A 22,533-nucleotide genomic window follows, 5' to 3' on the forward strand; every position below is an offset into this window, starting at 1 on the left:
GACCGCTGCGGGATGAGTCCTGTGCCGGGCGGGCGACCGGGAACGGGCCCGCGCCGAGGATCGGGCGGGTGGCGAAGAGTTGCGGGCGGCAGCCGGGTCGCTGGAGGCCGACGGCCCCGGTACTCCCGGGGCCGTCGGACGGTCAGGCGGTCGTGGGCACGAGCCGCCACTGCTGGCAGTTGTTGTTCAGCCAGGTCCACTGACGTACGTCGACGCCGTTGCCGGTACCGCAGTTGGCGACGTCCGCGACCTTGCCGGTGGCGGCGTTGACGATCCGGACGTAGTCGCCGCCGGTGTAGATCAGGCGGAACTTCTGGCAGTTGTTGTTCAGCCAGGACCACTGCCGGATGTCGGTGCCGTCGGCGGAGGAGCAGCCGGCGACGTCCGCGACCTTGCCGGTGGCCACGTTCACCAGGCGGCTGGAGTCGTCGGCCATGTCCTCGATGCGCCACTTCTGGTTGGCGCCGCCGGTGCAGCTCCATTGGAAGATGTTGGTGCCGTCGGCGGTGTTGCCGCCCTCGACGTCGAGGCACCTGCCGCTGTTGCGGTTGACGATGGTGTACGCGGTCGGGGTGGTCGCGGTCTCACCCGAGGGGCCGGCCAGTGTCACCCCCGTGGCGACCGGGGTGCCGAAATTGGGCGTCCCGTCGGCGTTCCATGTGAACTTCTGCGCGCGGGTGGTACGGGCGTTGCCGCAGCCGCCGTTGGCCGCGCTGTTGGCGTGGTAGACGATCCAGTTCTCGGTGCCGTCGGGCGAGGTGAAGAACCCGTTGTGGCCGGGCCCGTAGACCCCGGCTGCGTCATTGCGCTGGAAGACCGGCGTCTGCTTCTTGGTCCAGGAGGCAGGGCTCAGCGGGTCGCTGCCGGTGAGTTCCAGCTGGCCCAGCTTGTAGTCGGCCGTCTGGCAGGAGCTGGCGGAGAAGGTCAGGAAGGTGCGGCCGTTGCGGTACAGCGGCTCCGGCCCCTCGTTGACCGCGCCACCGGAGGTCTCCCAGCTCAGGGTGGGGCTGGAGATGATCGTGAAGGGACCGCTGAGCGTGTACGGGTTGCTCATCGGGGCGATGACCAGGCTCTGCGTACTGCCGTTGATCTTGCCGCTGCCCAGCAGGTACAGCTTGTTGTCGTGCTTGAGGACACTGGCGTCGATCAGCCAGCCCTGCGCGGCGGCCGGGCCGGGGGTGAGGCTGTCGTCGGTGAGGATGTTCTTGTACGTGTACGTGCCCATCGGGTCCGTGCCGGAGCTCTCCAGCACGTGCGTGCGCTGGGTGTCACAGCAGGTGGCGCCGGCCTGTGCGGCCGAGTAGTACAGGTACCACTTGCCGTCCAGGAAGTGGATTTCCGGCGCCCAGATGTTGGCGTTGCGGCCCGCGGTGGTGTCCGACCATATCTCCACGCTCGGGGCGGTGCTCAGCCCGGCGAGGGTGGGGGACTTCCGCATGAGCAGCTTGTTGGTGAACGTGGTCGTCACCAGGTAGTAGTTGCCGTTGTAGTACTCCAACCAGGGGTCGGCGCCCTTCTGCGTCTTGACCGGGTTGGTGAACGGCTTGCCGTCGGCCGCGGCGGTGGGCTGCGTGACGGCGAGGGACAGGGACGTGACCAGGGACAGCAGGGCTGCCCCGAGGATTGCCCAGCGACGACTCGACCGTCGACGGCGCAGGATGCGGAGCACGGGTGGTCCTTCCAGCGGCGGCTCGTCCAAACGACTCACCTCAGCCAATCATTCGAAATTACGAACGTCGTGCGGAACTGCGGACGAAACGTAGAGGGGCGTCAGGAGCACCGTCAATGGATCGGACGCGGCCGATATCCCGAACACCGCCGACCACCCGAACAACCGCCGTCAGACACACGGAAAGCCCAGGTCAGGCGGCGCAGGGGGCGGGATCGGGCGGGGACGGCCGTACGCGGTCGGACACCGGTCAGTTGGTGGTGCGTGCCGCGCTCGATGGCGGATCAACCGGTTCGGCGCCGTGGAGATGTATGGCAGTACATCAGTGAATTCACCGTCCCGGCCGGCCCCGTCAGCCAGGTGGCCTCGGCCATAACGGTGGACCTGGAGGTCGGGTTCGTCGCGGACCGGGCGGTGCGGCCGAAGGCCGGCGTCGTGGTCGGTTGGCTTCCCGGAGGGACGGGTCGCGAGGCTGAGGGCCCGAGGTGACGGACATGAAGGCGGGACTGGTCCAGATGGTCCACGCGCCGGCGTCCCTGTCCTCCCCCGACAGACACGGCCCAGAAGGCGGCCCGGGTGCCGGTCGGCGATGTGGCCACCGGTCTCGGGGAGCGATGCCGCAGGGACGGTTCCGGGAGTGCCGAACCGTCCCTGCGGCATCGCTCGGACGGTTCGGCGGGTGCCGAACCGTCCCGGCCGTAGCGTCAGGGCCATGACGCACACGACGCATGAATTCGACCGCTATGAGGATGTGCGGGTGGCGCTTGCCGACCCGGCGCTCGTTCCACAGCTGCCGACGGCGGACGACGGTCCCGCCGGGGCGAGCGTCGCCTGGCTGCGTGCCACCGTGGCCCGGTTCAGCTCCGGTGAGCCCCACCGGAGGCGGCGGGCTCTGGTGGAGGCCGAACTGGCCGAGCTGGAGCCCGCCGTACTGCGCCGGTCGGTGGCGGCGGGGTCCGAAGAGGAGGTCCGGGTTCGGGTCGTGCGTTCCCTCGCCGAGGCCCTGGGGATGCCGGAGCCCCGAGCGGTTGCGGAGGCAGTGACGGTGGTCGCCGGGACCTACTTCGGAGGTACTGACCCGGCCGCGGACGCGGCGGTGGCCCGGCTGGTGGCGCAGCTGGGACCGGCCGATGAAGCCGGTCTCGAGGCTGCCGCCAACCGCATCGGGCTGCTGGTGCAGGCCTGTGCGGCGACGGCTGCACTGGTGGAGGCCGCGGCCGACAGTGACGTACCGCTGGCGCGGGCACTCCGGGAGGTTCCGCCGGTACGGACCATGCGCCAGGTCGCGGCCCGTGCCACCCGGGTCGCCGGTCGAGAGATCGCCGAGGGCGATGTGGTGCTTCTCGATCTCGCGACCGCCCATCGCGTGCACCCCGTGCCTCTCACCTTCGGCGCGCCGCCGCGGGTCTGCCCGGGCCGGGCTCACGCCCTCGCTGTGGCCGAGGGCCTGCTGCAGCGCCCGCTGACCTCTTTCGCCCGCCTGCATCACCAGGCCACCCCGCTGCTGTTGCCCAACGCCTGGGACTACGCCTCCGCGGCTGCGCTGGCGGCGCAGGGCTTCCAGGCGGTCGGCACCACGAGCCTGGGCGTGGCCGCGGCCGCCGGCCTGCCGGACGGGGCGGCCGCGACCGTCGAAGAGACCTTGGCACTGGCCGGCCGGCTCGGACGGGGACCCTTCCTGTTCACCGTCGACGCCGAAGGGGGCTTCAGCGATGCCCCGGAGGAAGTGGCCGAGCTGGCCCGGCGGCTGTACGACGCGGGCGCCGCAGGGATCAACCTCGAAGACGGTCGCCCGGACGGGACCCTCGCCCCCGTGGAACTGCACGCCGAGAAGATCGCCGCTGTCAAGGCCGCCGTGCCCGCGCTGTTCGTGAACGCCCGCACCGACACCCACCGGCTCGGTCGCCAGGAGGAAGAGACGACGGCGCGCCTCGCGGTCTACGAACAGGCCGGCGCGGACGGGGTCTTCGTGCCGGGGCTGTCGGATCCGGACGCGATCGCCGCCCTGACGGCAACCCTCCTCGTCCCACTGAACATCCTGTACACGCCGACCGGCCCCACCCTCGCCGACCTGGCCTCACTCGGCGTGCGCAGGATCAGTTTCGGCTCACTGCTCTACCGCAGGGCCCTGGCGGCGGCCGTGGCCGCCGCCACCGCCATCCGTGACGGCCGGTCGACGGACCTCACGTCCCTCTCCTACGCGGAGGTACAGGCGGGGACGCCTGAGAGGACGTCGCCGTGCAAGTCCATGTGATGTCGAGAAAGCGGAGGAGTTCGGTCTGGGTGAGCAGGGCGTCGACGGTGACGACGTGACCGTCAGGACGAGCGGTTGCGGCAGGGGCCCGAAGGCGGTGACGTCGTTCGTTTTCGCGGGTATTTCGCGCCGGGCGAGGACGACGCCGTCCGTGCGCAGGGCGGACACGCGATGAACGGGGCTGCCGTCCGGCCGGATCGCCCCCGGGGGGAAGGGCCTTGCCGTCCATGGCGACCTGGACGGCAGCCGAGGACGACGCCACCCTGAGAGTGATCCACGTCACTGGTCAATGCTGTCAGGGATGCGGGGGCTGTCTCGTTCAGGGAGCACGCGAACCAGACAGGAGCGAACCATGCAGCACCGCATCGTCGTCCTCGGGGCCGGATACGCCGGAGCCTTCTCCGCCGGTTATCTGGCCCGCCAACTCCACTGCGACGACTTCGAGATCACCGTCGTCAACGCCGAACCCGATTTCGTCGAGCGGCTGCGCCTGCATCAGCTCGCCGCCGGACAGGATCTCCGCCACCGGCCGCTGGCGGAGGTGTTCGCGGGCACCGGCATCCGGCTACGACTGGCGCGGGTGACCGGCATCGACGCCGAGCACCGCACTGTCACAGTCGCCGACGGCGAGGGCATCGACCGGCTCGCATACGACACCCTCCTCTACGCGCTCGGCAGCACCGCCGCCGACCACGGCGTTCCGGGCGTCGACGAGCACGCCTTCCACGTGGCCGCGCGACCGTCCGCGCTCCGCCTGCGCGCACGCCTGGACGAGCTGGGCGAGGACGGGAGGGTGCTGGTGGTCGGCGGCAACCTGACCGCCATCGAGGCCGCCACCGAGATCGCCGAATCCCGTCCAGGACTCCGGGTCGACCTCGCCACCAGCGGCGAACTGGGCGGCTGGCTGGGCACGAAGGCCCGACGTCACCTGCTGCGTGCCTTCGACCGGTTCGGTATCACGGTCCACGAGCACACCACCATCGAGCGCGTCGAGGCGGCGGCGGCGGTCGCCGCCGACGGCACCGCCTTCGCCTCCGACGCGACCGTGTGGGCCGCCGGCTTCGCCGTCCACCCGATCGCCGCCGCCAGCGGCCTCGAGGTGGTGACCAACGGCCAGATCACGGTCGACCGTCAGATGCGGTCGGTCTCGCACCCGGATGTCTACGTAGCCGGCGACAGCGCCTTCGTCATCGGCGGGAACGGCCGGCCGTTGCCGATGTCCTGCGCCTCCGCGGGATCCACCAGCATGCAGGCGACGGCCGCGATCATCGGGGACCGGACCGGGCGCAGGATCTCGACGACCTCGCTGTCGTATGTCGGCAACCACATCAGCCTCGGCCGGAAGGACGGGATCTTCCAGCTGGTCGACGGTGAGGCGCGATCGAAGTCGTGGGCCCTATGTGGCCGGGCGGCCGCGCGCGTCAAGTCGGCGATCCTCACGACTGCCGCCTGGAGCCTGAGCCACCCGACCTTGGGAAGGCCGAGTCACAAGTACCGCTTGGCCACCACCCGAGAGCAATCGCCCAACATGGTCGCCGGATAAAGTCGCGCTCATGGACACTGCCGCCGTGTCGCGTTTCGAGGCCAGCCGGAGTCGGCTGGCCTCGCTCGCCTATCGTCTGCTCGGCTCGGCCGCCGACGCCGAGGACACGGTGCAGGACGCGTTCCTGCGGTGGCAGGCCGCCGACCGGGAGCACATCGAGGTGCCCGAGGCATGGCTGACCAAGGTCGTCACCAACCTGGCGCTCGACCGGCTCCGTTCGGCGAAGGTGCGGCACGAACGCGCGGTCGGCGCCTGGATGCCCGAACCGCTCCTCGACGGCGACCCGATGCTGGGCCCGGCCGACACCGTCGAGCAGCGCGAATCGGTGACCCTCGCGGTGCTGACGCTCATGGAACGTCTGTCGCCGGTCGAACGGGCCGTGTACGTGCTGCGCGAGGCCTTTGCGTACAGCCACGCCGAGATAGCCGGGATTCTCGACATCACCGAGTCCGGGAGTCAGCAACACGCCCACCGAGCCCGGCGTCGAATCGCCGCCGCCGGCCACGGAACCGACCTCGACCACGCCTCCGCGCGTCGAATCGTCGAGGCGTTCGTCGATGCCGCCTCCTCGGGCCGGACCGAACGGCTGGTGGCGCTGCTGACCGACGACGCGACCGGCATCTCCGACGGCGCCGGGCTGGGGCTGGCCGCGAAGCTGATCCGGTACTCGAGCCCGGAGCGGATCGCCGGCGCGGTGCGGGCCGGCTTCAAACCGACTCCGGCCAAGCGGAGACTCGCCGGTGGCTCGCCCTCGATCCATGCCGCCGTGGTCAACGGCTGCCCGGCCATGCTCGCCACGCTCGACGACCGGGTCGTGGGCGTCATGATCCTGGAGATCCGTGACGACAAGATCGCGGGCGTGCGCGGCATCGCCGCCCCCGACCGACTCGGTCGCCTCACCGACGAATGGCAGCGACAGGAGCATGATGTCCCGCTGATCGAATCGTGGTAACCGGCCGTCCGACACTCGGTCTCCCGTTCGTCCGTCACGTCCCGTCGAACCACTCGGCGAGCACCGCGGCTCGGCCGTGGTCGACGTCGTGGATGGCGGTGAGCAGCGTGACGTGATGCTTGCGCGCCCGTTCGCGGAGGTCGGTGCCGTAGCGCGCCACCTCACCGAGACATCCACCGCGCCGGCGTCCGCATGAAGCATGTGCCGGGACCGACCGTTGACGCGGACGCGGGACACGGACGGACGGCAGCCTGGGTCGGCCCACCACTTGATCGCCGACCACGCCCCTGACCCGTGTTGCCCTGGCCCGAGCCCGCGCCCGGCATCGCCGGTCCGCCGAAGGCCCGTGGCCGGGTGTGATGGACATACCGGGTGAGGGTCGGTGGGACACGGGGAAGAAGTGGCGACATTGGATGGGAGGTTGCCATGGATGGTGGAGATCTGGAACTGGGCGAGCTTCTGGCCGCTGCGGAGGCCGCGCCCCCCGGGGAGTCCGTCGACGTGATCGCGCACGACCTGCGCAAGCGCTTCGGGGCGGAACGTGTGTCGTTCCTGTTCGTCGACCTCGTGGGGCAGCAACTGCTGCGCCTGACCGCGCGCCCCGAGGGCGACACTGCGGACGGTGCCGAACGGATCGATCTGCGGGGCAGCGTCTACGACACGGTTCTCCGCAGCCAGCGCCAGCACGTGGCACCGGACGGCCAGGGCGGGCGGCGCGTGATCTCGCCGGTGACCAACCGCGGCGACTGCATCGGTGTGCTGGAGGTGACCCTGCAGTACGCCGACGACACCGTCCTCGCACAGATCAGCGACGCGGCCCACGCACTGGCCTACATCATCGTCACCGACCGCCGCTTCACCGACCTGTACCACGCCGGCCGGCGCACCACCCAGACCAGCCTGGCCGCCGAGATCCAGCACCAGCTGCTTCCCTCCGCCTCCTGCTGCGAAGCGCCCCAGTTCACCCTCGCGGCAGGACTGGTCCCGGCCGACGACATCGGCGGCGACACCTACGACTACACCCTCGATCGCGACACACTGCACCTGTCCATCACCGATGCCATGGGCCACGACACCAACTCCGCTCTTCTGGCCACGTTGCTCATGGGCGCGTTGCGTGGGGCCCGCCGCAGTGGCTGCGACGCCCTCCAGCAGGCCAGACGCGCCCACGAGGCCCTGCTGACCCACAGCCGTGGCCTGGCCACCGGACAACTGCTGTGCATCGACCTCGAGACGGGCATGTGCGAACTGGTCAACGCAGGGCATCCCTGGCCTCTGCGCCTGCGCCAAGGCGCCGCCGAAGTCGAAGAAGTCAAGCTCGCCGTCAACCTGCCGTTCGGCGTGGCGGCACCCACCTCCTACCGACTCCAGGAACTCCAGCTACACCCCGGCGACCGCCTGGTCCTGCTCACTGACGGCATGCAGGAACGCGGTGCCGGAGCTGTCGACCTGGCCTCACTCGTGCGCGGCACCCGCACCTCGCATCCCAGAGAGGCCGTCCGAAGCCTGACGACGGCGGTCCTGGATGCCTGCCGGGGCAACCTCAAGGACGACGCGACGGTCCTCGTCCTGGACTGGCACGGTCCCCGGGCGCGATGACCGGCACGACGGAGAGCCCCCGGACCTACGACGAGGTCGTCGCCGACCTGGCCCGCTCGGTCGACGGCTTCGTGCCGAGCCCGGCTCACCGATGAACCGCCTCCGCTTGATCTGTGACCCGCAGCTCGCCGCGCTCAGCGAGCTGGGCGTCGAATGGGCATGACACCGCGTCCGTAAGGTCGGTGAACCGGCCGGATGCGTGAATACAGACAGGCCCGGGCCGTCCCACTGTGCCAGCACCCTCCGACACCGACACCGACACCGACACCGGCCCCGGCATGGGTGAGGGGTGCGGGCTGCGGACGGTGTCGCCAGACGATCGGCGGCGGTGCTGATCTGCTGAAAGACGCTTCGGGCCATGACCGCTCACCCGGGACGTCGTGTCCCTGCCGGCTGATCCAGCCCGCTGAAGCAGTTCGTCCGATATCGAGGCGGGCCGCCGGTCGTTATGCGGGAGAAGAGGAAGGAAACCCGCCATGCCAACACAGGGACCCGCGATGCAGCCCACGACCGAGCTCGACGCCCGCTACAGCTCCGCCCTCAATCCCCGCCCGGGTGCCGCAGACGTCACCGCCACGGAGTGGGCCGAGGCCCAGCGGCAACTCGAGACCGCCGAGATCTTCTGGGTGTCCACGGTGCGGTCCGACGGCAGACTGCACGTCACGCCCGTGATCGCCGCCTGGCACGACGGAGTGCTCTACTTCTCCACCGGCCCGGGGGAACAGAAGGCGAGGAACCTCGCTCATGATGCCCACTGCGCGCTGACCACCGGGAGCAGCTCGCTCACCGAAGGGCTCGACCTCGTGGTCGAGGGCAAGGCCGAGCCGGTCTCCGAGCCGGCGGTGCTGGAGGAGGTGATCGCGGCCTTCGAGGCGAAGTACGGGCGCCACATCACCTCACCCGAAGGCACCTTCCACGGGATGGGGGATGCATTGCGGAAGGGGGACGAGATGGTCTTCGCGGTGGCCCCGGCCACGGCGTACGGCTTCGGCCGGGACAACGGGGTTTACACCCATACCCGGTGGTCGTTCTGAGCAGCGGAGTACCCACGAGGCCGTAGGCGGGCGTTCCGCCAGCCGAACGGGCAGAACAGCCCCACCGCAGCGGCCCGCACAACCGCAGTGGCCGGCACAACTGCCGCATCACGCGACGGCGGTCCCCTCGAGCTCGACCATCTGGCCGGGGACCGCCAGCCGTGTCACCCCGAGCATCGTGGTGGTCGGCGCCACCCCGGCGGCGCCCAACCGCGACGCCGGCACGCCGTAGTGCGGGAACAGCAGATCGACGTCGGTGGTGTAGACGTTGAGCCGGACGAGGTTCGCGAGGGACATGCCGGCCTCGCCGAGCACGGACTCCAGGTTGTCGAGGCTCAGCGCCAGCTGCGCCGCCATGTCACCGTCGTGCTGGGGCTTGCCGCCGCCGCTCATCGCGGTCTGTCCGGAGCAGTACAGGGTCCGGGTGTGCCCGGAGACGATCGTGTGTTCGACACGGTTCTCGTATGCGCGCCGATCGGCTGGTCTCGCTGGTGCTGGTGCTGCTGCTGCGTCAGCGCGGTCGTCTGACCGCGGACACGCTGGCCCGCGAGCTGGAGGTATCCACCCGTACCGTGCTGCGCGACATCGAGGCGCTCTCCGCAGCCGGCGTCCCGGTCTACGCCGAACGCGGCCGACACGGCGGGTTCGCGTTGTTGCCCGGCTTCCGGACCGAGCTCACCGGACTGTCGACCCAGCCGCCGCGACGACGGCATTTTCGGGCGACTTCGCAAACCTCCAGAAGACGCACAGCCGTCCCGGCACCCTGTCCGCTGCACGGAAGTTGAGGCAGGGAGTCTGAGAACGGGAGGCAGCCCCGCGGCTTGACGCGGTCCGGGCGGACGACCGACCGGGTCGGTGCCACCGTCGAGGGTCAGGCTTGCTGAATCGGCAAACGAGCTCGTCTTCTGGGCGGGGTCTTCCGCAGGATCGGCGTTGAGCCAACGGAACGGCGGAAGGGGGGCCGTCCTGGGGCCACAGAAGACCGACGGGTTCGGAGGAGACGCATGGAGCAGCACGTCGCGGAGATCACACACCGGTTGGTGTCCTCCCCGGGAGGCCGGATTCACCTCGCGGAACAGGGAACCGGGCCCCTGGTGCTGCTCGTCCACGGCTTCCCGGAGTCCTGGTACTCCTGGCGGCACCAGCTGCCGGTACTCGCGGCGGCGGGATACCGCGCGGTCGCCGTTGATGTCCGCGGCTACGGCCGCTCCTCCAAGCCGGCTGCGCCGCGTGCGTACCGGATGCTCGACCTCGTGGAGGACAACGTCGCGGTGGTGCACGCCTTGGGTGAGGAGACGGCGGTGGTCATCGGCCACGACTGGGGCGCGACCATCGCCGCGAACTCCGCCCTGCTCAGGCCGGAGGTCTTCCGGGCCGTTGGGTTGTTGAGCGTTCCCTACACCCCGCGCGGCGGGCCCCGCCCGAGCGACGTCTTCGCTCGGATGGGCGGGGACGAGGAGTTCTACGTCTCGTACTTCCAGGAGCCGGGCCGTGCCGAGGCCGAGATCGAACCCGATGTACGCGGCTGGCTCGCGGGCTTCTACGCGGCCCTGTCCGCGGACACCATGCCCGCACCCGGTGCTCCCGATCCGCACTTCGTCAGCAGGGCCGGGACGCTGCGGGACCGGTTCCCCGTCGGTCGACTGCCCGCCTGGCTCAGCGAGCGGGACCTCGACGTCTACGCCGGCGAGTTCGAACGGACCGGCATGACCGGAGCGCTCAACCGCTACCGGAACATGGACCGCGACTGGGAAGACCTCGCGGCCTTCGACGGTGCCCCCATCGCCCAGCCGTCCCTGTTCATCGGCGGCAGCCTGGACGCTTCCACGACGTGGCTGGCCGACGCGATACAGGCGTACCCGGTCACGCTTCCGGGCCTGACCTCCTCCCACCTCCTCGACGGCTGCGGCCACTGGATTCAGCAAGAACGCCCCGACGAGGTCAACCGGCTGCTGATCGACTGGCTCGCCATCCTGCCTGCCTGACACACTCACGGCCGCCACTTCCGACGTCGGTGTGCACCCGCGCTTCCCCACGGGTGCACACCAAGCACCGCCGGAAGGCTGTCAGTCCTGGTTCATGGGATCACGGCGTGAGTGATGCCTTGGCACGTGCTCTCCTGGCGGGCAGTTGGGTGGTCCGCGAAGACTAGGAGCAGCTACGAGAGGTGGGCGAGACCTGGCCCGGTGTTTCTCTCTGCGGCGGCTGTGGGTGGTGCCGGCGGATGCGTCCTTTGCCGGCGGCTTTGGCCGCGTACATGGCGAGGTCGGCCTGGTGCAGGAGCTCCGCCGGGGTGATTCCGGGAAGGGCTGTCGCCATGCCGATGGAGGCCGAGACCACCGCTTCCGTGCTGCCGAGCTGGTAGGGCTTGGTCAAGGAGGACAGGATTCTCTGGGCGACCTCGTAGGCGGTGGAGGGGTCCGTGCCCGCCTCCCATTCGAGGAGGACGGCGAACTCGTCGCCGCCGAGGCGGGCGACGGTGTCCGCTGCCCGTACGGATGCCTGGAGCCGACGGGCGGCGTGGGTCAGGAGGGCATCGCCCGTTGCGTGTCCGGCTGAGTCGTTGACGGCCTTGAAGCCGTCCAGGTCCACGAAGAGTACGACGGGCGGGATTGCGGTCGCGGTTCGCTTCCGCAGGGCGTGGCTGACCCTGTTGGAGAACAGGGCCCGGTTGGGCAGGCCGGTCAGTGCGTCGTGGAAGGCGAGGTGCTCCAGTTGTGCCTGCTGCGCTACCCGTTCGCTTACATCCCGGCTGGTGAAGATCATTCCCTGGGGGTGGTGGCTGATCGTCGATTCGACGTGACGCCATCGTCCGTCGGCGGTCTGTACGCGGCAGGCCACACGGCGGCCCGGACTCGACGTGCCTGATTCGGCCTCCTGCCGCAGTGCCTGTACGGCTTGCATCAGCGTCATGAGGTCGTCCGGGTGGCAGTACAGGGGCAGCCGGGCGCCCACCAGTTCCTCGGGTCGGTAGCCGAACACCGGGTAGGCGGCCGGGCTGACGTAGAGCACACGCCCGTCCAGACTGACGATGGTGATCACGTCGAGCGTGCCGTCGACCAGCGTGCGGTAATGGGCCTCCCGGGCTTCGGCTTCCTGCGTGATGCGCAGGTGGTCGGCGTGGGTGACGCCCTGCCGGATGCCGAGTGCGAGCAGCACCGAGCCCGCCAGGCTCGCCAGCACAAGATCGACGGGTCCCCCGGCGACGGTGTGAGCCGCCATGGCCAACGCGCAGACGATCACGGGCACGAAGGCTGCCACCACGCCGATGACGGGCATCATCCGCTGGTCGAGTCGCACGAGGCTGGCGCCCCCTGGCAACCAGGGTGCGATCGTGATGAGCAACAGTCCGGTCATCGAGCAGGCTGCCGGGACGGGAATCCCACCCCATGTGCCGTCCGCCGGCCAGAGGATGCGCAGCATGTCGCCCGCCGACAGGACCACCAGGGCCAGGGCGCTCACCGTGGTCGATGTGCGCTCGTCGCGGTTCAGGCAGAAACCCAGGGCGACTACCAGGCCCAGGACGAGAACGTCCGTCACGACGCGCGCGAGACTGAGGACCGATGCCGACACACCGCCTTCTCCTGCGCGGTGCAGCAGCAGGACCCAGGCCAAGGTGAGCAACGAGCCCGCGACCAGCCATCCGTCCAGCAGGCGTCGTAGCCAGATCAGGGGTGTGCCGTTGTCCGCGGCCGCCAGCACCAGCCCGGTGACGGCAACCGCCAGGCATACGGCGATCCCGGCGCCTGCCAGCAGGCGAATCAGCAGCGGCAGGACACCCGCGGAGTGCTCCTGAGAAGGAGCGAACTGACTCACCAGGAGGTGATGAACGCCGCCTGTTGCGACTGAGCCAGCGAACAGTGTGAGACGGCACCGGACCCTGCCCGGGGCTGTCCTGGCTCGGGCGAGAAAGGACAGGGCGGCTGCCGCGTGCGCAGCAGGAACACCGATGCCCACCGGCACGAGTTCGGCTGTCACCACACCTGCCACGGCGACGGCGGCGATCCCGGCGACGTTGCACAAGGCTTTTCCCACCCAGGCGCCGCGTAGCCGGTTGGCGCCAGCGATGCGAAGGAACCCTTCTGAACCGGCCCACCCGTGGATCATGCACCCCCCAACGATCAAGTTCACCAGCACAGACACGACCACGCCCGGGACTGTCTGAACGGGTTACGAGAATAGGACGATCCTCTTGCGAGAGGCACGACCGGTTTGAGGGACTTCACCTGAAATAACGACAACTGAGCCCGCTGCGGACGTCAGTGATGAGGAGCTGGTAAAAAGCGGTTGAGCGGAAGGCGCAGGGGCACTCAGGGCGACCGGCTGACCAGCAAAGGCACCTTCTGACCGACGACCGGGTCCGCCCGCTGACCCGGCAGACCTCGCCGGGTCAGCGGGGCGACGGTCCACCGACCTGGCGAATCAAAACGTCCCCTCGGTGGCTCAGGCAGCCGCCACTTCGGAACATGGCGCTCCCGAAGGGCCCTGGCAGCGCCACTGGGGCCGCCTGCCCCCTCCTCAACCGCACCCCGGGCCACAGCTGAGGCTCCGGCTCGGCAACCTACGACCGAGCGATCATTCGGTCGCCAAAGCTCGCCGGCTTGTGCGTGGCGTCTTTCGCTGCGTCCACCGCTGAGCCATCATGATCCGCCGTCAGCCGTTTGCTGAACGCGAAGAGGTGAGGCGCATGGCCAGACTCCGTATGGGTGAGGGGATTCTCCGCCGCAAACCCATTGAGCACATCGAGGAGACCGAACTCGTCGAGGGCACACGGCTGGAACGGTCGCTCGGGCTGTGGCAGCTCACCGCGATCGGCGTGGGCGGCATCATCGGCGCGGGCATCTTCACCCTGGCGGGCACCGTGGCCAACGGCACGGCGGGGCCGGCCGTGCTCGTCTCCTTTCTCGTCGCCGGTGTCGCCAGCGCCGCAGCCGCGCTGTCGTATGCCGAGTTCGCGGGGCTCATCCCGAAGGCGGGTTCGGCGTACACGTACGGCTATGCGGTGCTCGGCGAGCTCGCGGGCTGGTTCATCGGCTGGGACCTGCTGCTGGAGTACACGGCCATCGTGGCGGTGGTGGCGATCGGCATCTCCGGCTACTTCAGCTTCCTCGTCGGCGCGGTGGGCGCCGACCTGCCGAACTGGATGCTGGGCGCGCCCGGCACCGGCGACGGGCACCGCATCGACCTGTTCGCCGCGCTGCTGTGCCTGCTCATCGCGTACCTGCTGAACCTCGGCATCAAGAACGCGGCCCGCTTCGAGACCGCGGTGGTCGTGCTGAAGGTGCTGGTCGTGCTGCTGGTCATCGCGGTCGGTGTCTTCCACATCAACACCGCGAACTACAGCCCCTTCTTCCCGTACGGGATCGGCGGCGCGTTCACCGGTGCGGCGACCGTGTTCTTCGCGGTCTTCGGGTACGACGCGATGTCGACGGCGGCCGAGGAGTCGAAGGACGCGCAGCGGCACATGCCGAAGGCGATCCTCTACTCGCTGGCGATCTCGATGGTGCTGTACGTGGCCGCCTGCCTGGTGCTCACGGGCATGCAGAACTACACGGTCATCGACAGGGAGAGCGGGTTCTCGACGGCGTTCGAGTCGGTGGGACTGAGCGGACTCGCGAATGTGATCGCGGCCGGTGCCATCATCGGCATCCTGACGGTCATGTTCACGTTCATGCTGGGCGTGACCCGGGTGTGGTTCGCGATGTCCCGCGACGGGCTGCTGCCCGAATGGTTCGCCAAGACGCATCCGACGCGGCACGTCCCGACCCGGGTCACCTGGATCGTCGGGTTCGCCTCGGCGGCCATCGCCGGCTTCCTGCCGATCGGCGAAGCGGCCGAGCTGACCAACATCGGCATCCTGCTGGCGTTCGTGGTGGTGTGCACGGCGGTGATCGTGCTGCGGTACCGGCAGCCGGAGTTGCCGCGGACGTTCCGGACGCCGTGGATGCCGTTCGTGCCGGCGGTGGGTGTCGTCTTCTCGATCTGGCTGATCACGTTCCTGCAGTCCCAGACCTGGCTGCGTTTCGCCGTGTGGTTCGGGATCGGGCTCGTGATCTATTTCGGGTACTCGTACCGGCGGTCGGAACTGGCCCGCCGTTAAGGGGGGAGGGAGGGCCAGCAGGGTCCGGCGGGCCCTTCTCCCCCATCACCAGCCCCGCCAGGCCCGGTGCTTGGCCGCCGGTGCCCCCGGCACGCCCCTTGGGACCGAGGCGGGGCGGCCGGCCTCGACGACGGCTGACCAGTTCCTGTCCGACCTCGGGTCGATCATCCCGCGGCCGGCCTCCGAGCTTTTCCTCGGCTCGGAAGATCCGCCAACGGGGCGGCTCCCTGGACGGTCCAGCAGCGCGTCAGGCCGAAGGTGCGATGTGCGCGAACCATGGTGGTGGCCCCGGACGAGAGGGAGGAGAGACCGTGGACAACCCTGACACTCGGCAGTTCCGGAAAAGTACATCGGCCGGCACAGGCGGTCCTGGCGCCCCCGCCCAGGCAGGGATCATCGGCATGGGGCTCGCCGCCGTGATGACGATCGCACTCGCTCAGGGTTCCTGGGAGTGGTTCGCCGCATACATCGGAGTGACGCTTCTGGCGGTGATCTTCTCCGCCTACCGCCTGCCGCCGTGGACGCCCGGTCTCCGCTCTGCGTACACGCAGAATCTGGTCGCGTACTCGCTGGTGGTGGGTCTGTGCGTCGCGATCACGCTGGCTCCGATGCTGCAACGCTCGGCGTGGCTCTTTCCCATGCCAGGGACCCGCAGCGACTGCCGGGAAATGGGCAGGTACGAGAGCCTGCAGACAGAGGCCGCGCTGGCCGACCTCGCCGGTCGCGACGGTGCCGCCCTGGCTTTCGCGCGGGAAAGCCAGAGACATGTCGCCACTGCCGACTGCCTGGCAGCCACCACGACCCGGTGGCTGCCACTGTATGGACTTGGGGCGGCCGTACTGGCGGGTCTGGGAACATGGTCTGTCGGCCGTACCCGGGCGCTGAGGCAAGCGGAACCGGCCACCCGAACACCTCGTCGGGGCTGAGCACGGGGCTGAGCAGCTGCACGTCATCGAGCAGGGCATCGACATCGACACTTGCGCCCTGGAGGGCCGGGAGAGGCCCCGGGGGTGGTGTCCGTACTCGCCTGACTTCCGCGCGAACCGATGGCGGGGCAGGCCGTGTCCGGCGTCCACCGCGATGAGCACGTCCGGGTCGCCGCCCTTCCGCTGCCCGGCTGCGATCAGGCGCTCGACGAGCTCGCGTGATGTCCGGCCCGGGGCGCACGCGGCCGCAGGGGCCGGCCGTCGACGCTCGGAGTGGGACGACGGCAACGGCCGCCGCTGGGAGCCGCTCGACGATCAGGACGGCAGGGTACCGCCGTCGACTTCGCGCCAGAAGGCGTCGACCCGTGCGTTGAACACGTCCGGGGACTCCTGGAACGGCTGGTGGGCCTCCCCCGCCAGGATCTCGAAGCGGGCGCCCGGGATGGTGTCGGCCACGAGCCGCCCGAGCCGCGGCGGCGTGGCGATGTCCTGTTCGCCGGCCAGGACGAGGGTCGGTGCGGTGATGCCGGGCAGCCGGTCGAGCGTGTCGTGCCGCATGAACGGCTCCAGTTGACGCTGGAAAGCCTCCGCGGACTGCGGGTACGGGAAGGCGAGCGTTTCGTCGATGATCCGCTGCACCGTGCCGTCGGCGTGGGCGCGCGGCGTGTAGATCCACAGGAGGAACGCCTCCAGCATGGCGCGCTCGTCGGGCGCCTCCGTCGCCAGCCAGCGCCAGAAGCGGGTCATGGTGGTGAAGTAGGGGTCCGCCCGTGCCCAGGTACTCATGAGGACGAGACTGCGGACGGACTCCGGGTGACGGAGCGCCAGCTCCTGAGCGATCGCGCTGCCGCCCGAGAAGCCGGCTACATGGGTCCTGTCGACCTGGAGCACCCGGAGCAGTTCTGCGGCATCGTCGGCCATCATGGCCACGGTCATGGGCCCGTCGGGCAACGGCGTCCGCCCCGACCCCCGGTTGTCGAAGGTGATGACCCGGTACCGGTCCGACAGCCCGTCCAACTGCGCCTGCCACGCCTCGGCGGGGTCGCTCAGCCCCGCGATCAGCAGGACGTCGGGCCCTTGGCCACGGCTTTCGGTCCAGATCGTGGTTCCGTTGGCTTCGACGTAGTCGCCCATGGAAACACCTCCCGCCCCATCATCGCCACGGCCGGCCCGTGTTCGAATACCGCCGCGCCGCACACACTCCTGAGTGGTGATCCGAGCGCCCCACCTGCCACCGCATCGGCCGCAGGAGCGTCATCTCCACCTTCACCGCCGCGGCCCTCACCACCGGCGTCGCAGCCGCACCCCATGCCGCGGCCACCCCGCTGGTCTCCGCATGAGCGCCCGATACAGGAAGGCCGCCGGGCCGAGCCCGTTGCCGTCACCGTGGCCGATGCCCTCACCGCCCACCGTATCCAGCCGGGGAACTCGCTCCCGGTGCCCGCCGGCCCTCTACCCGCGCAATCACTCACCCTCTGGTGGCCATGACGGTCTTCCCGCTGTTTCGGTTTCGACCGGCCGGCCTTTGGTCCTGCATCTCGCTACTCCTCAATCACGCAGCGTAATATTCTGCGATCTTCGCCGATGGCGTGGGAGAGCGCAGGGACGGAGGCACGGCCGCCACGTCGCCGGCGCCGCCAGGACGCCGGGGTCCCGAGGCGGGATCCTGGGATGAGGATGCGGATCTTCTGTGTGGTTGTCGTGCTGGTCGCCGCGAACCTGCTGAATAACTGGCTCGTGCGGGACCCCGACGCGTACGTGGTCACTTGTATCGCCGCGACGGCTGTTCTGTTGCTGATCGCCCGTTGGGACGGTCTCGCCCCGGCCGATCTGGGACTCGGTGCGGCGGGTCTGCGCCAGGGACTGCGTTGGGCGCCCGTCCTGGCCGGTGCCGTCCTCGTCGTCTTCTTGCTCCTCCTTGCCGTTCCGGCCACACGAGAGGCGTTCCGGGACGCCAGGGCCGCCGACCTCTCCGCGCAGGAACTGCTGTGGCGCATTCTGGTGCGAGTGCCGTTCGGCACTGTGCTGCTGGAGGAGACCGCCTTCCGCGGTGTGCTGTGGGCCATGATCCGGCGCCGACACGGGACGGTGTGGGCGACCGTCGTGTCCTCGCTGCTCTTCGGGATGTGGCATTTGCTGCCCTCCCGCGGGCTGGGCCGCTCCAACGCCGCTGTCGCAGCGGCCTTCGGCGGAAGCGGGACGGCAACCGTCGTAGCGGCCGTCGCGGCTATGGCCGTCGCCGGGGCCGTCCTGTGCGGGCTGCGACAGCGCTCCGGCAGTCTGCTGGCGCCCACGGCAGTGCACTGGGCGGTCAACGGTTTCGGCTACACGCTGGCCTGGGCGGCGCCCCGGTGGTGGCCTGACGGCTGACCCGTCGTGCCGAAGAGCTCACACCCGCGGTGTGCCAGCCTGGCGGGTTCTCGGGCGGACGACGGGAACCTCGGCAGGCTGGCCCCTATTGACACGCGCCATTCTCCTCTTACCGAGGAGCGACGGCCGCGAATACTCCCCGTGCAGCCGTTCCGTTTGGCCACGTCCACCCGGCGACGAGGCATCCGGACGACGCCTGAGCGGTCTCCGCCGGCCGGAGAACGCGGTTGACCTGAACCTCAAACCCGTCGCCAGGGCCGGTTTCATGCACGGTGACGGTCGGGTCAGGAGTGTCGCTCCTGTTCTGGTGCTGCGGCATCGCCTCACCGCGCAGGAGGGCGCGCAACTGCCCCCTCACCACCGGGTCGTGGACACCATCGTAGATCCACCGCGTGCCGAGCACCCCGTGCTCGGAGGTGCCGATCAACGCCTCACCGGGGACGCCCTCCAGCGCCGCGCCGCGGTAGCCCATCGGCACCAGATACGCCACCGGATCCTGCGCGGCGGCGTCCACCACGACCATGAACTCGATCCCGACCGCGCCCTCCGGATCGTCCAAACGGAACCCACCGGCCTTGACCAGTTCCGGCGCTCCTGCGTCGCCCACGTACCAGCTCTGCTTCGGCAGCCAGCCGGTGAGCAGCTCCAGCTTGGTGGGTGTCATGGTGGTGTGGTGGATGGACGCCATGCGAGCTCCCTCACGCGTAGGTCTGGGCCGTCCTCGAACGGGATGTGATCAACCTATAGGACACCCGCCGTGCTTCCCGAGCGCCGGCGAGCCGGCCTCGTAGACCTCCCGGTTGTGCTGGTGACCTCCGACAGCCGCCTTCCCGTCCTGTAGGCATTCTGGTTCTCCGACAGTCGAGTTGGGGGCAAGGACGTCGTGCCAAATCATGCGGGACCATGGGGACCACCGGGCACCGAGACTCCGGTCACCTGGACGCCGACACCTGCGTAGTCCTGCCCGGATCGGGCACGGGCCCCGGCACAAAGAGGCTCAGCCGGTAGGTGGTCGGCTGCGTCAGACGCCCACAGAACGTGTCCATCCGCACCGCCGTCCAGTCGATCCGCTTGTCCCACGCCCGCATACGGTGGATGTGAGCACGCCATTCCGACTCGTCCTGGGTCTCGAAAAGTACCTCCCAGTGACCCGCGGCAGGCGCGAAGCGAGCGGCGGCCCGCTGCCTCTCGTCGTGCTGCCGCCGTTTCCTCTTCCGCTGCCCTGGCATCGGCCCAGCATCGCCGGACCACGCGACCGCAGCAAGACGATTACCCGCACCACCCACCGTCGGCGTTGAAGTCATGGACCACGTCCCGGACCCGGTCGGAGCCGGGGAAGGTGAAACCGGCGATCTTCGCCACGGGCATGCCCTGCGCGGACAGCAGCACCATCTGCCCGCGCCGCCAGGTCACCACCGACACCGCGGGTGCCCACGATCAGGCCGCCTTCCGCGCGACGAGCCGGACGGGGATCTCGGCGTACGTGTTCAGTATCGTGTTCTCCGCGATCACCGGGTCGCCGGTGAACTCGACGCGCTCGACGGACTCGAGAAGCGCGTGGATCAGGGCCTGCAACTCGAGGCGGGCTACGCCCTGGCCGACGCAGTTGTGCGCGCCGTATCCGAACCCGAGGTGGTCGACCGGATTGCGGCGGAAGTCGAACTCGTCCGCGCGCTCCCACTTGCGCTCGTCACGGTTCGCGGAGGCGAAGAGGTTCCACACGCGAGCGCCCTGCGGGATCGCCACCCCTCCGAGCTCGGTATCGCGCGCCGCGATGCGGGTGAGGCCCCGCACGGGAGTCTCGAATCTCAGTAGCTCGTTGATCGTCGAAGCCACGAGCCCGGGCTCGGCGCGAAGAGCGGCCCACTGGTCCGGGCGCTCGGCGAAGACGACGAGCAGATGGCCGATCGCCGCGGCTGTGGTCTCCAGCGACGGGCCGATGAAGTCGACGAGGAGGAGCGGGCATTTCTCCTTGGGAATGACACCCTGATCGGCTGCCTCGAGCATGGCGGCTCCGGGGCTTCCGGACGCGAGTTCCCTGTTCTCCGCGAGCTCGCCGGCGAACTCGAACAGGCGCCGCGTCATCTCCAGGTTGTGCGGAGTGCGTTCCGTAACCGGGCCCAGCAGGTCGTTGCCTACCTGTCCCCACGCGTAGAGGTGCTCACGGTTGCGGGCGGGCAGTCCGAGGTAGTCGGGGATGACCGACATCGGCATCGCCTGGGCCAGCTCGGCGACGCCGTCGATCTCGCCCCTGGCGACGACTTCGGCGACGAGGTCCCGCGCCTTCTGGGCGATCTCCTCACTGCGGCCACGCAAGGAGCGGGGCCGCAGTCCCGCCCCGACGACGGAGCGCAGCACGTCGTGCTCCGGCGGGTCGCTGACGAGGGTGACGCCCCGCATTATCCGGTTCACATCGGGATTGAGTCCCACGCCCTCGCCGGAGATGAAGGTGCCGTGATCGGCCAGCGCGGCTTTCACCTCGTCATAACGCGTGACCACGTACACGTCCGGTTCGCGCAGCCGGACGACAGCGCCCAGCTCTCGCAGGTGTCGATACTGCTCGTAGCGAGTGCGCTGGTCCGAGGTGGCGAACATGTCGATCTCTGTCATGGGTACGACAGCCACGGGTTCCTCCTTGAGCTACTGATGGCGATGGTCGGCGGGGCTTGGCCCACGTGCGGGAGCGGTCGACGAAGAAGTCGATCAGCGGCGTCCCGGTAAGACCGAGGTGAACGAGCCGACGGTCACTCCGGTCGGTCCGGATCCGGCGTTCGCGGTGACCACGGCCACGGCCACGCTGGTCGGGAGATGCGCGGCCACGCTGCGGCCCGGAGGAAACACGCCACACACCTTCGCTTCCGGGTCGAGCCGAACACATCCTCCTGAGCTTGCTTCGGAGGACGTCGTCACAAACCCGGTTCCAGTGACCAGCAACGCCTCAAGCCGTCCCGTCGCTCCGCCACCCCGGGCCACCGCTCCAGGAGCGCAGCGCCAGATGTTCGGCCACGCCGGGTTTCAGCTGACCCGCGAGCGAGTTCTCCTCGCTCTGCAATCCGGTGAGTACCAGGCTCGGCACGGACATACGATCGGGGTGTGACGATCACGTACGAGTGGCGGGGTGACCTCGACAATGCCGCCCTCAACGCGCTGCACGCCGACGGCTTCGGCCCTCCGGTCGCTCGGACCGACTGGCGAGCACGACTGCAGCGACACAGCCTCGGCTGGGTCTGCGCATGGGAGGACGGCTCTCTGATCGGCTTCGTCAACGTTGTCTGGGACGGCGGAGCTCATGCCTTCATCCTGGACACGGTGGTCGCCCAGCATTGCCGGTCGAGAGGAGTCGGAGCCGCGCTCGTCGCAACTGCGGCCAAGGAAGCCCGTGCCGCGAAGTGCGAGTGGCTTCACGTCGACTTCGAGGAGCACCTGCGTTCGTTCTATTTCGACGCCTGCGGCTTCAGGGAGACGACAGCGGGACTGATCGCCCTGTAGCGCGGTAACCCTGGCTCTTGACCTGGTGCCCCGCTCGACGCGTCCGCCGTACAGATCGGCGCCGACGGCCTGGGCTGACTTCCGGGGTCGGGGCAGGGTCGGCGCGCAGGTCACCGCCCCGACGGAGGTTCGGCCGCGATCTGGCACCTCACCGTGACCGACGACTCCGCGTGCGGGTCGGCCCGCCTGGCCGTGAGCCCTGGGCAGACCATGGACGGATTCGGTCAGGACGCCACCGGGCGGGCCACGCCCAGGACCTGCCCCCGGCAGCCCCGGACCACCCGGTCCGGGGCTGGAGACCGTCCGGGCGTCCTGCGGCTCCGGCCGGTGGGGTCGGAGCCGCTGAGGCGTAACGGGCCAGGGCGGTGGGTCACTGGGTGTAGAAGGTGGCGTCCGCCCGGTCGGTCGTCGTACTGAGGGCCTGGACGTACAGCAGGTAGTTGTAGTGGCGGATGTAGCGGCCCGGGAAGTTGTACGACTCGTACGAGACCCCGGCGGAGTCGGAGAGGCCGGCCCGGGCCGTGAAGGAGGCGTCAGCGGCGAACAGCGACGTCCCGTCGTTCTTCTCCACCCACACCTCGTTGTTCTTGTGGCGCA

At 69.6% G+C, this 22,533-nt stretch carries 19 protein-coding genes and 2 pseudogenes; 11 read left to right on the forward strand and 10 right to left on the reverse strand.

The genetic code is table 11. The features are described from left to right. Positions 1-142: 142 nt before the first annotated feature. Entirely contained in the window at positions 143-1,669 is a 1,527-nt protein-coding gene (locus ACF1A1_RS38000) for a family 43 glycosylhydrolase (protein WP_392006590.1), read from the reverse strand. 712 nt (positions 1,670-2,381) lie between these two features. Here ACF1A1_RS38000 and ACF1A1_RS38005 point away from each other — a divergent pair. The 3 genes from ACF1A1_RS38005 to ACF1A1_RS38015 all read left to right on the forward strand — a co-directional run bounded on the left by ACF1A1_RS38005 (position 2,382) and on the right by ACF1A1_RS38015 (position 6,418). After that, on the forward strand, positions 2,382-3,923 hold the full coding sequence (locus tag ACF1A1_RS38005) for an isocitrate lyase/phosphoenolpyruvate mutase family protein (protein ID WP_392006592.1): 1,542 nt from the start codon (positions 2,382-2,384) through the stop codon (positions 3,921-3,923). Positions 3,924-4,275: 352 nt separating this feature from the next. Continuing rightward, the gene (locus ACF1A1_RS38010) at positions 4,276-5,466 is read left to right on the forward strand and encodes an NAD(P)/FAD-dependent oxidoreductase (protein WP_392006594.1); all 1,191 of its coding nucleotides are present in this window, start codon (positions 4,276-4,278) and stop codon (positions 5,464-5,466) included. A gap of 10 nt (positions 5,467-5,476) precedes the next feature. After that, positions 5,477-6,418, forward strand: coding sequence for a sigma-70 family RNA polymerase sigma factor (locus tag ACF1A1_RS38015; protein WP_392006596.1), 942 nt, complete (start codon positions 5,477-5,479; stop codon positions 6,416-6,418). A gap of 34 nt (positions 6,419-6,452) precedes the next feature. Here ACF1A1_RS38015 and ACF1A1_RS38020 read toward each other — a convergent pair whose 3' ends face one another. Continuing rightward, complete coding sequence (locus tag ACF1A1_RS38020; protein WP_392006598.1) at positions 6,453-6,578, reverse strand: hypothetical protein; 126 nt, start codon at positions 6,576-6,578, stop codon at positions 6,453-6,455. A 266-nt stretch (positions 6,579-6,844) separates the two neighbouring features. Here ACF1A1_RS38020 and ACF1A1_RS38025 point away from each other — a divergent pair, with 266 nt between their 5' ends. Together ACF1A1_RS38025 and ACF1A1_RS38030 are read left to right on the forward strand one after the other, a co-directional pair. Further along, the gene (locus ACF1A1_RS38025; RefSeq protein ID WP_392006600.1) at positions 6,845-8,017 is read left to right on the forward strand and encodes a PP2C family protein-serine/threonine phosphatase; all 1,173 of its coding nucleotides are present in this window, start codon (positions 6,845-6,847) and stop codon (positions 8,015-8,017) included. A 476-nt stretch (positions 8,018-8,493) separates the two neighbouring features. Next, a complete protein-coding gene (locus ACF1A1_RS38030; protein WP_392006602.1) occupies positions 8,494-9,051 on the forward strand; it encodes a pyridoxamine 5'-phosphate oxidase family protein in 558 nt (185 codons plus the stop codon). Positions 9,052-9,159: 108 nt separating this feature from the next. Here ACF1A1_RS38030 and ACF1A1_RS38035 read toward each other — a convergent pair whose 3' ends face one another. Further along, positions 9,160-9,492 carry a RidA family protein gene (locus ACF1A1_RS38035; RefSeq protein ID WP_392006628.1) on the reverse strand — a complete coding sequence of 111 codons (333 nt, stop codon included), beginning with the start codon at positions 9,490-9,492 and terminating at the stop codon, positions 9,160-9,162. 23 nt (positions 9,493-9,515) lie between these two features. Here ACF1A1_RS38035 and ACF1A1_RS38040 point away from each other — a divergent pair. Both ACF1A1_RS38040 and ACF1A1_RS38045 read left to right on the forward strand, forming a co-directional pair. Further along, positions 9,516-9,740, forward strand: a pseudogene (locus tag ACF1A1_RS38040) (helix-turn-helix transcriptional regulator); the annotation flags it as partial. A gap of 315 nt (positions 9,741-10,055) precedes the next feature. After that, entirely contained in the window at positions 10,056-11,036 is a 981-nt protein-coding gene (locus ACF1A1_RS38045) for an alpha/beta fold hydrolase (protein WP_392006604.1), read from the forward strand. Between the two features lie 163 nt (positions 11,037-11,199). Here ACF1A1_RS38045 and ACF1A1_RS38050 read toward each other — a convergent pair whose 3' ends face one another. Beyond that, positions 11,200-13,200, reverse strand: coding sequence for a diguanylate cyclase domain-containing protein (locus ACF1A1_RS38050; RefSeq protein WP_392006606.1), 2,001 nt, complete (start codon positions 13,198-13,200; stop codon positions 11,200-11,202). A 538-nt stretch (positions 13,201-13,738) separates the two neighbouring features. Between ACF1A1_RS38050 and ACF1A1_RS38055 the strand changes: the two genes are divergently transcribed. Together ACF1A1_RS38055 and ACF1A1_RS38060 are read left to right on the forward strand one after the other, a co-directional pair. Continuing rightward, the gene (locus tag ACF1A1_RS38055) at positions 13,739-15,151 is read left to right on the forward strand and encodes an amino acid permease (protein WP_392006608.1); all 1,413 of its coding nucleotides are present in this window, start codon (positions 13,739-13,741) and stop codon (positions 15,149-15,151) included. Positions 15,152-15,462: 311 nt separating this feature from the next. Beyond that, positions 15,463-16,077, forward strand: coding sequence for a hypothetical protein (locus ACF1A1_RS38060; RefSeq protein WP_392006610.1), 615 nt, complete (start codon positions 15,463-15,465; stop codon positions 16,075-16,077). 315 nt (positions 16,078-16,392) lie between these two features. Here ACF1A1_RS38060 and ACF1A1_RS38065 read toward each other — a convergent pair whose 3' ends face one another. Further along, on the reverse strand, positions 16,393-17,211 hold the full coding sequence (locus ACF1A1_RS38065; protein WP_392006612.1) for an alpha/beta fold hydrolase: 819 nt from the start codon (positions 17,209-17,211) through the stop codon (positions 16,393-16,395). Positions 17,212-17,748: 537 nt separating this feature from the next. Between ACF1A1_RS38065 and ACF1A1_RS38070 the strand changes: the two genes are divergently transcribed. After that, complete coding sequence (locus tag ACF1A1_RS38070; protein ID WP_392006614.1) at positions 17,749-18,447, forward strand: CPBP family intramembrane glutamic endopeptidase; 699 nt, start codon at positions 17,749-17,751, stop codon at positions 18,445-18,447. Between the two features lie 109 nt (positions 18,448-18,556). Here ACF1A1_RS38070 and ACF1A1_RS38075 read toward each other — a convergent pair whose 3' ends face one another. The 4 genes and pseudogenes from ACF1A1_RS38075 to ACF1A1_RS38090 all read right to left on the reverse strand — a co-directional run bounded on the left by ACF1A1_RS38075 (position 18,557) and on the right by ACF1A1_RS38090 (position 21,523). Continuing rightward, a complete protein-coding gene (locus ACF1A1_RS38075; RefSeq protein WP_392006616.1) occupies positions 18,557-19,135 on the reverse strand; it encodes a 1,4-alpha-glucan branching protein in 579 nt (192 codons plus the stop codon). Between the two features lie 596 nt (positions 19,136-19,731). Next, a pseudogene (locus tag ACF1A1_RS38080) lies at positions 19,732-19,839 on the reverse strand (helix-turn-helix domain-containing protein); the annotation flags it as partial. Positions 19,840-19,884: 45 nt separating this feature from the next. Beyond that, positions 19,885-21,072, reverse strand: coding sequence for a cytochrome P450 (locus ACF1A1_RS38085; protein WP_392006618.1), 1,188 nt, complete (start codon positions 21,070-21,072; stop codon positions 19,885-19,887). 313 nt (positions 21,073-21,385) lie between these two features. Continuing rightward, positions 21,386-21,523, reverse strand: coding sequence for a hypothetical protein (locus ACF1A1_RS38090; RefSeq protein ID WP_392006620.1), 138 nt, complete (start codon positions 21,521-21,523; stop codon positions 21,386-21,388). Between the two features lie 17 nt (positions 21,524-21,540). Here ACF1A1_RS38090 and ACF1A1_RS38095 point away from each other — a divergent pair, with 17 nt between their 5' ends. Continuing rightward, on the forward strand, positions 21,541-21,936 hold the full coding sequence (locus ACF1A1_RS38095; protein WP_392006622.1) for a GNAT family N-acetyltransferase: 396 nt from the start codon (positions 21,541-21,543) through the stop codon (positions 21,934-21,936). A 370-nt stretch (positions 21,937-22,306) separates the two neighbouring features. Here ACF1A1_RS38095 and ACF1A1_RS38100 read toward each other — a convergent pair. Continuing rightward, positions 22,307-22,533 (reverse strand): AbfB domain-containing protein (locus ACF1A1_RS38100; protein WP_392006624.1); only part of this gene is annotated, 227 nt, incomplete at its 5' end.

The sequence above is a fragment of the Streptomyces sp. NPDC014995 genome (assembly GCF_043080745.1).
In the GTDB taxonomy this organism is placed as follows: domain Bacteria; phylum Actinomycetota; class Actinomycetes; order Streptomycetales; family Streptomycetaceae; genus Streptomyces.

What these genes read in the sequence shown, in the direction of transcription:
- ACF1A1_RS38075 (WP_392006616.1), bottom strand. Translation starts at nt 19,135, where the DNA reads ATGGCGTCCATCCACCACACCACCATGACACCCACCAAGCTGGAGCTG.
- ACF1A1_RS38025 (WP_392006600.1), top strand. Translation starts at nt 6,845, where the DNA reads ATGGATGGTGGAGATCTGGAACTGGGCGAGCTTCTGGCCGCTGCGGAG.
- ACF1A1_RS38065 (WP_392006612.1), bottom strand. Translation starts at nt 17,211, where the DNA reads ATGGGCGACTACGTCGAAGCCAACGGAACCACGATCTGGACCGAAAGC.
- ACF1A1_RS38030 (WP_392006602.1), top strand. Translation starts at nt 8,494, where the DNA reads ATGCCAACACAGGGACCCGCGATGCAGCCCACGACCGAGCTCGACGCC.
- ACF1A1_RS38055 (WP_392006608.1), top strand. Translation starts at nt 13,739, where the DNA reads ATGGCCAGACTCCGTATGGGTGAGGGGATTCTCCGCCGCAAACCCATT.
- ACF1A1_RS38015 (WP_392006596.1), top strand. Translation starts at nt 5,477, where the DNA reads ATGGACACTGCCGCCGTGTCGCGTTTCGAGGCCAGCCGGAGTCGGCTG.
- ACF1A1_RS38005 (WP_392006592.1), top strand. Translation starts at nt 2,382, where the DNA reads ATGACGCACACGACGCATGAATTCGACCGCTATGAGGATGTGCGGGTG.
- ACF1A1_RS38010 (WP_392006594.1), top strand. Translation starts at nt 4,276, where the DNA reads ATGCAGCACCGCATCGTCGTCCTCGGGGCCGGATACGCCGGAGCCTTC.
- ACF1A1_RS38045 (WP_392006604.1), top strand. Translation starts at nt 10,056, where the DNA reads ATGGAGCAGCACGTCGCGGAGATCACACACCGGTTGGTGTCCTCCCCG.
- ACF1A1_RS38070 (WP_392006614.1), top strand. Translation starts at nt 17,749, where the DNA reads ATGAGGATGCGGATCTTCTGTGTGGTTGTCGTGCTGGTCGCCGCGAAC.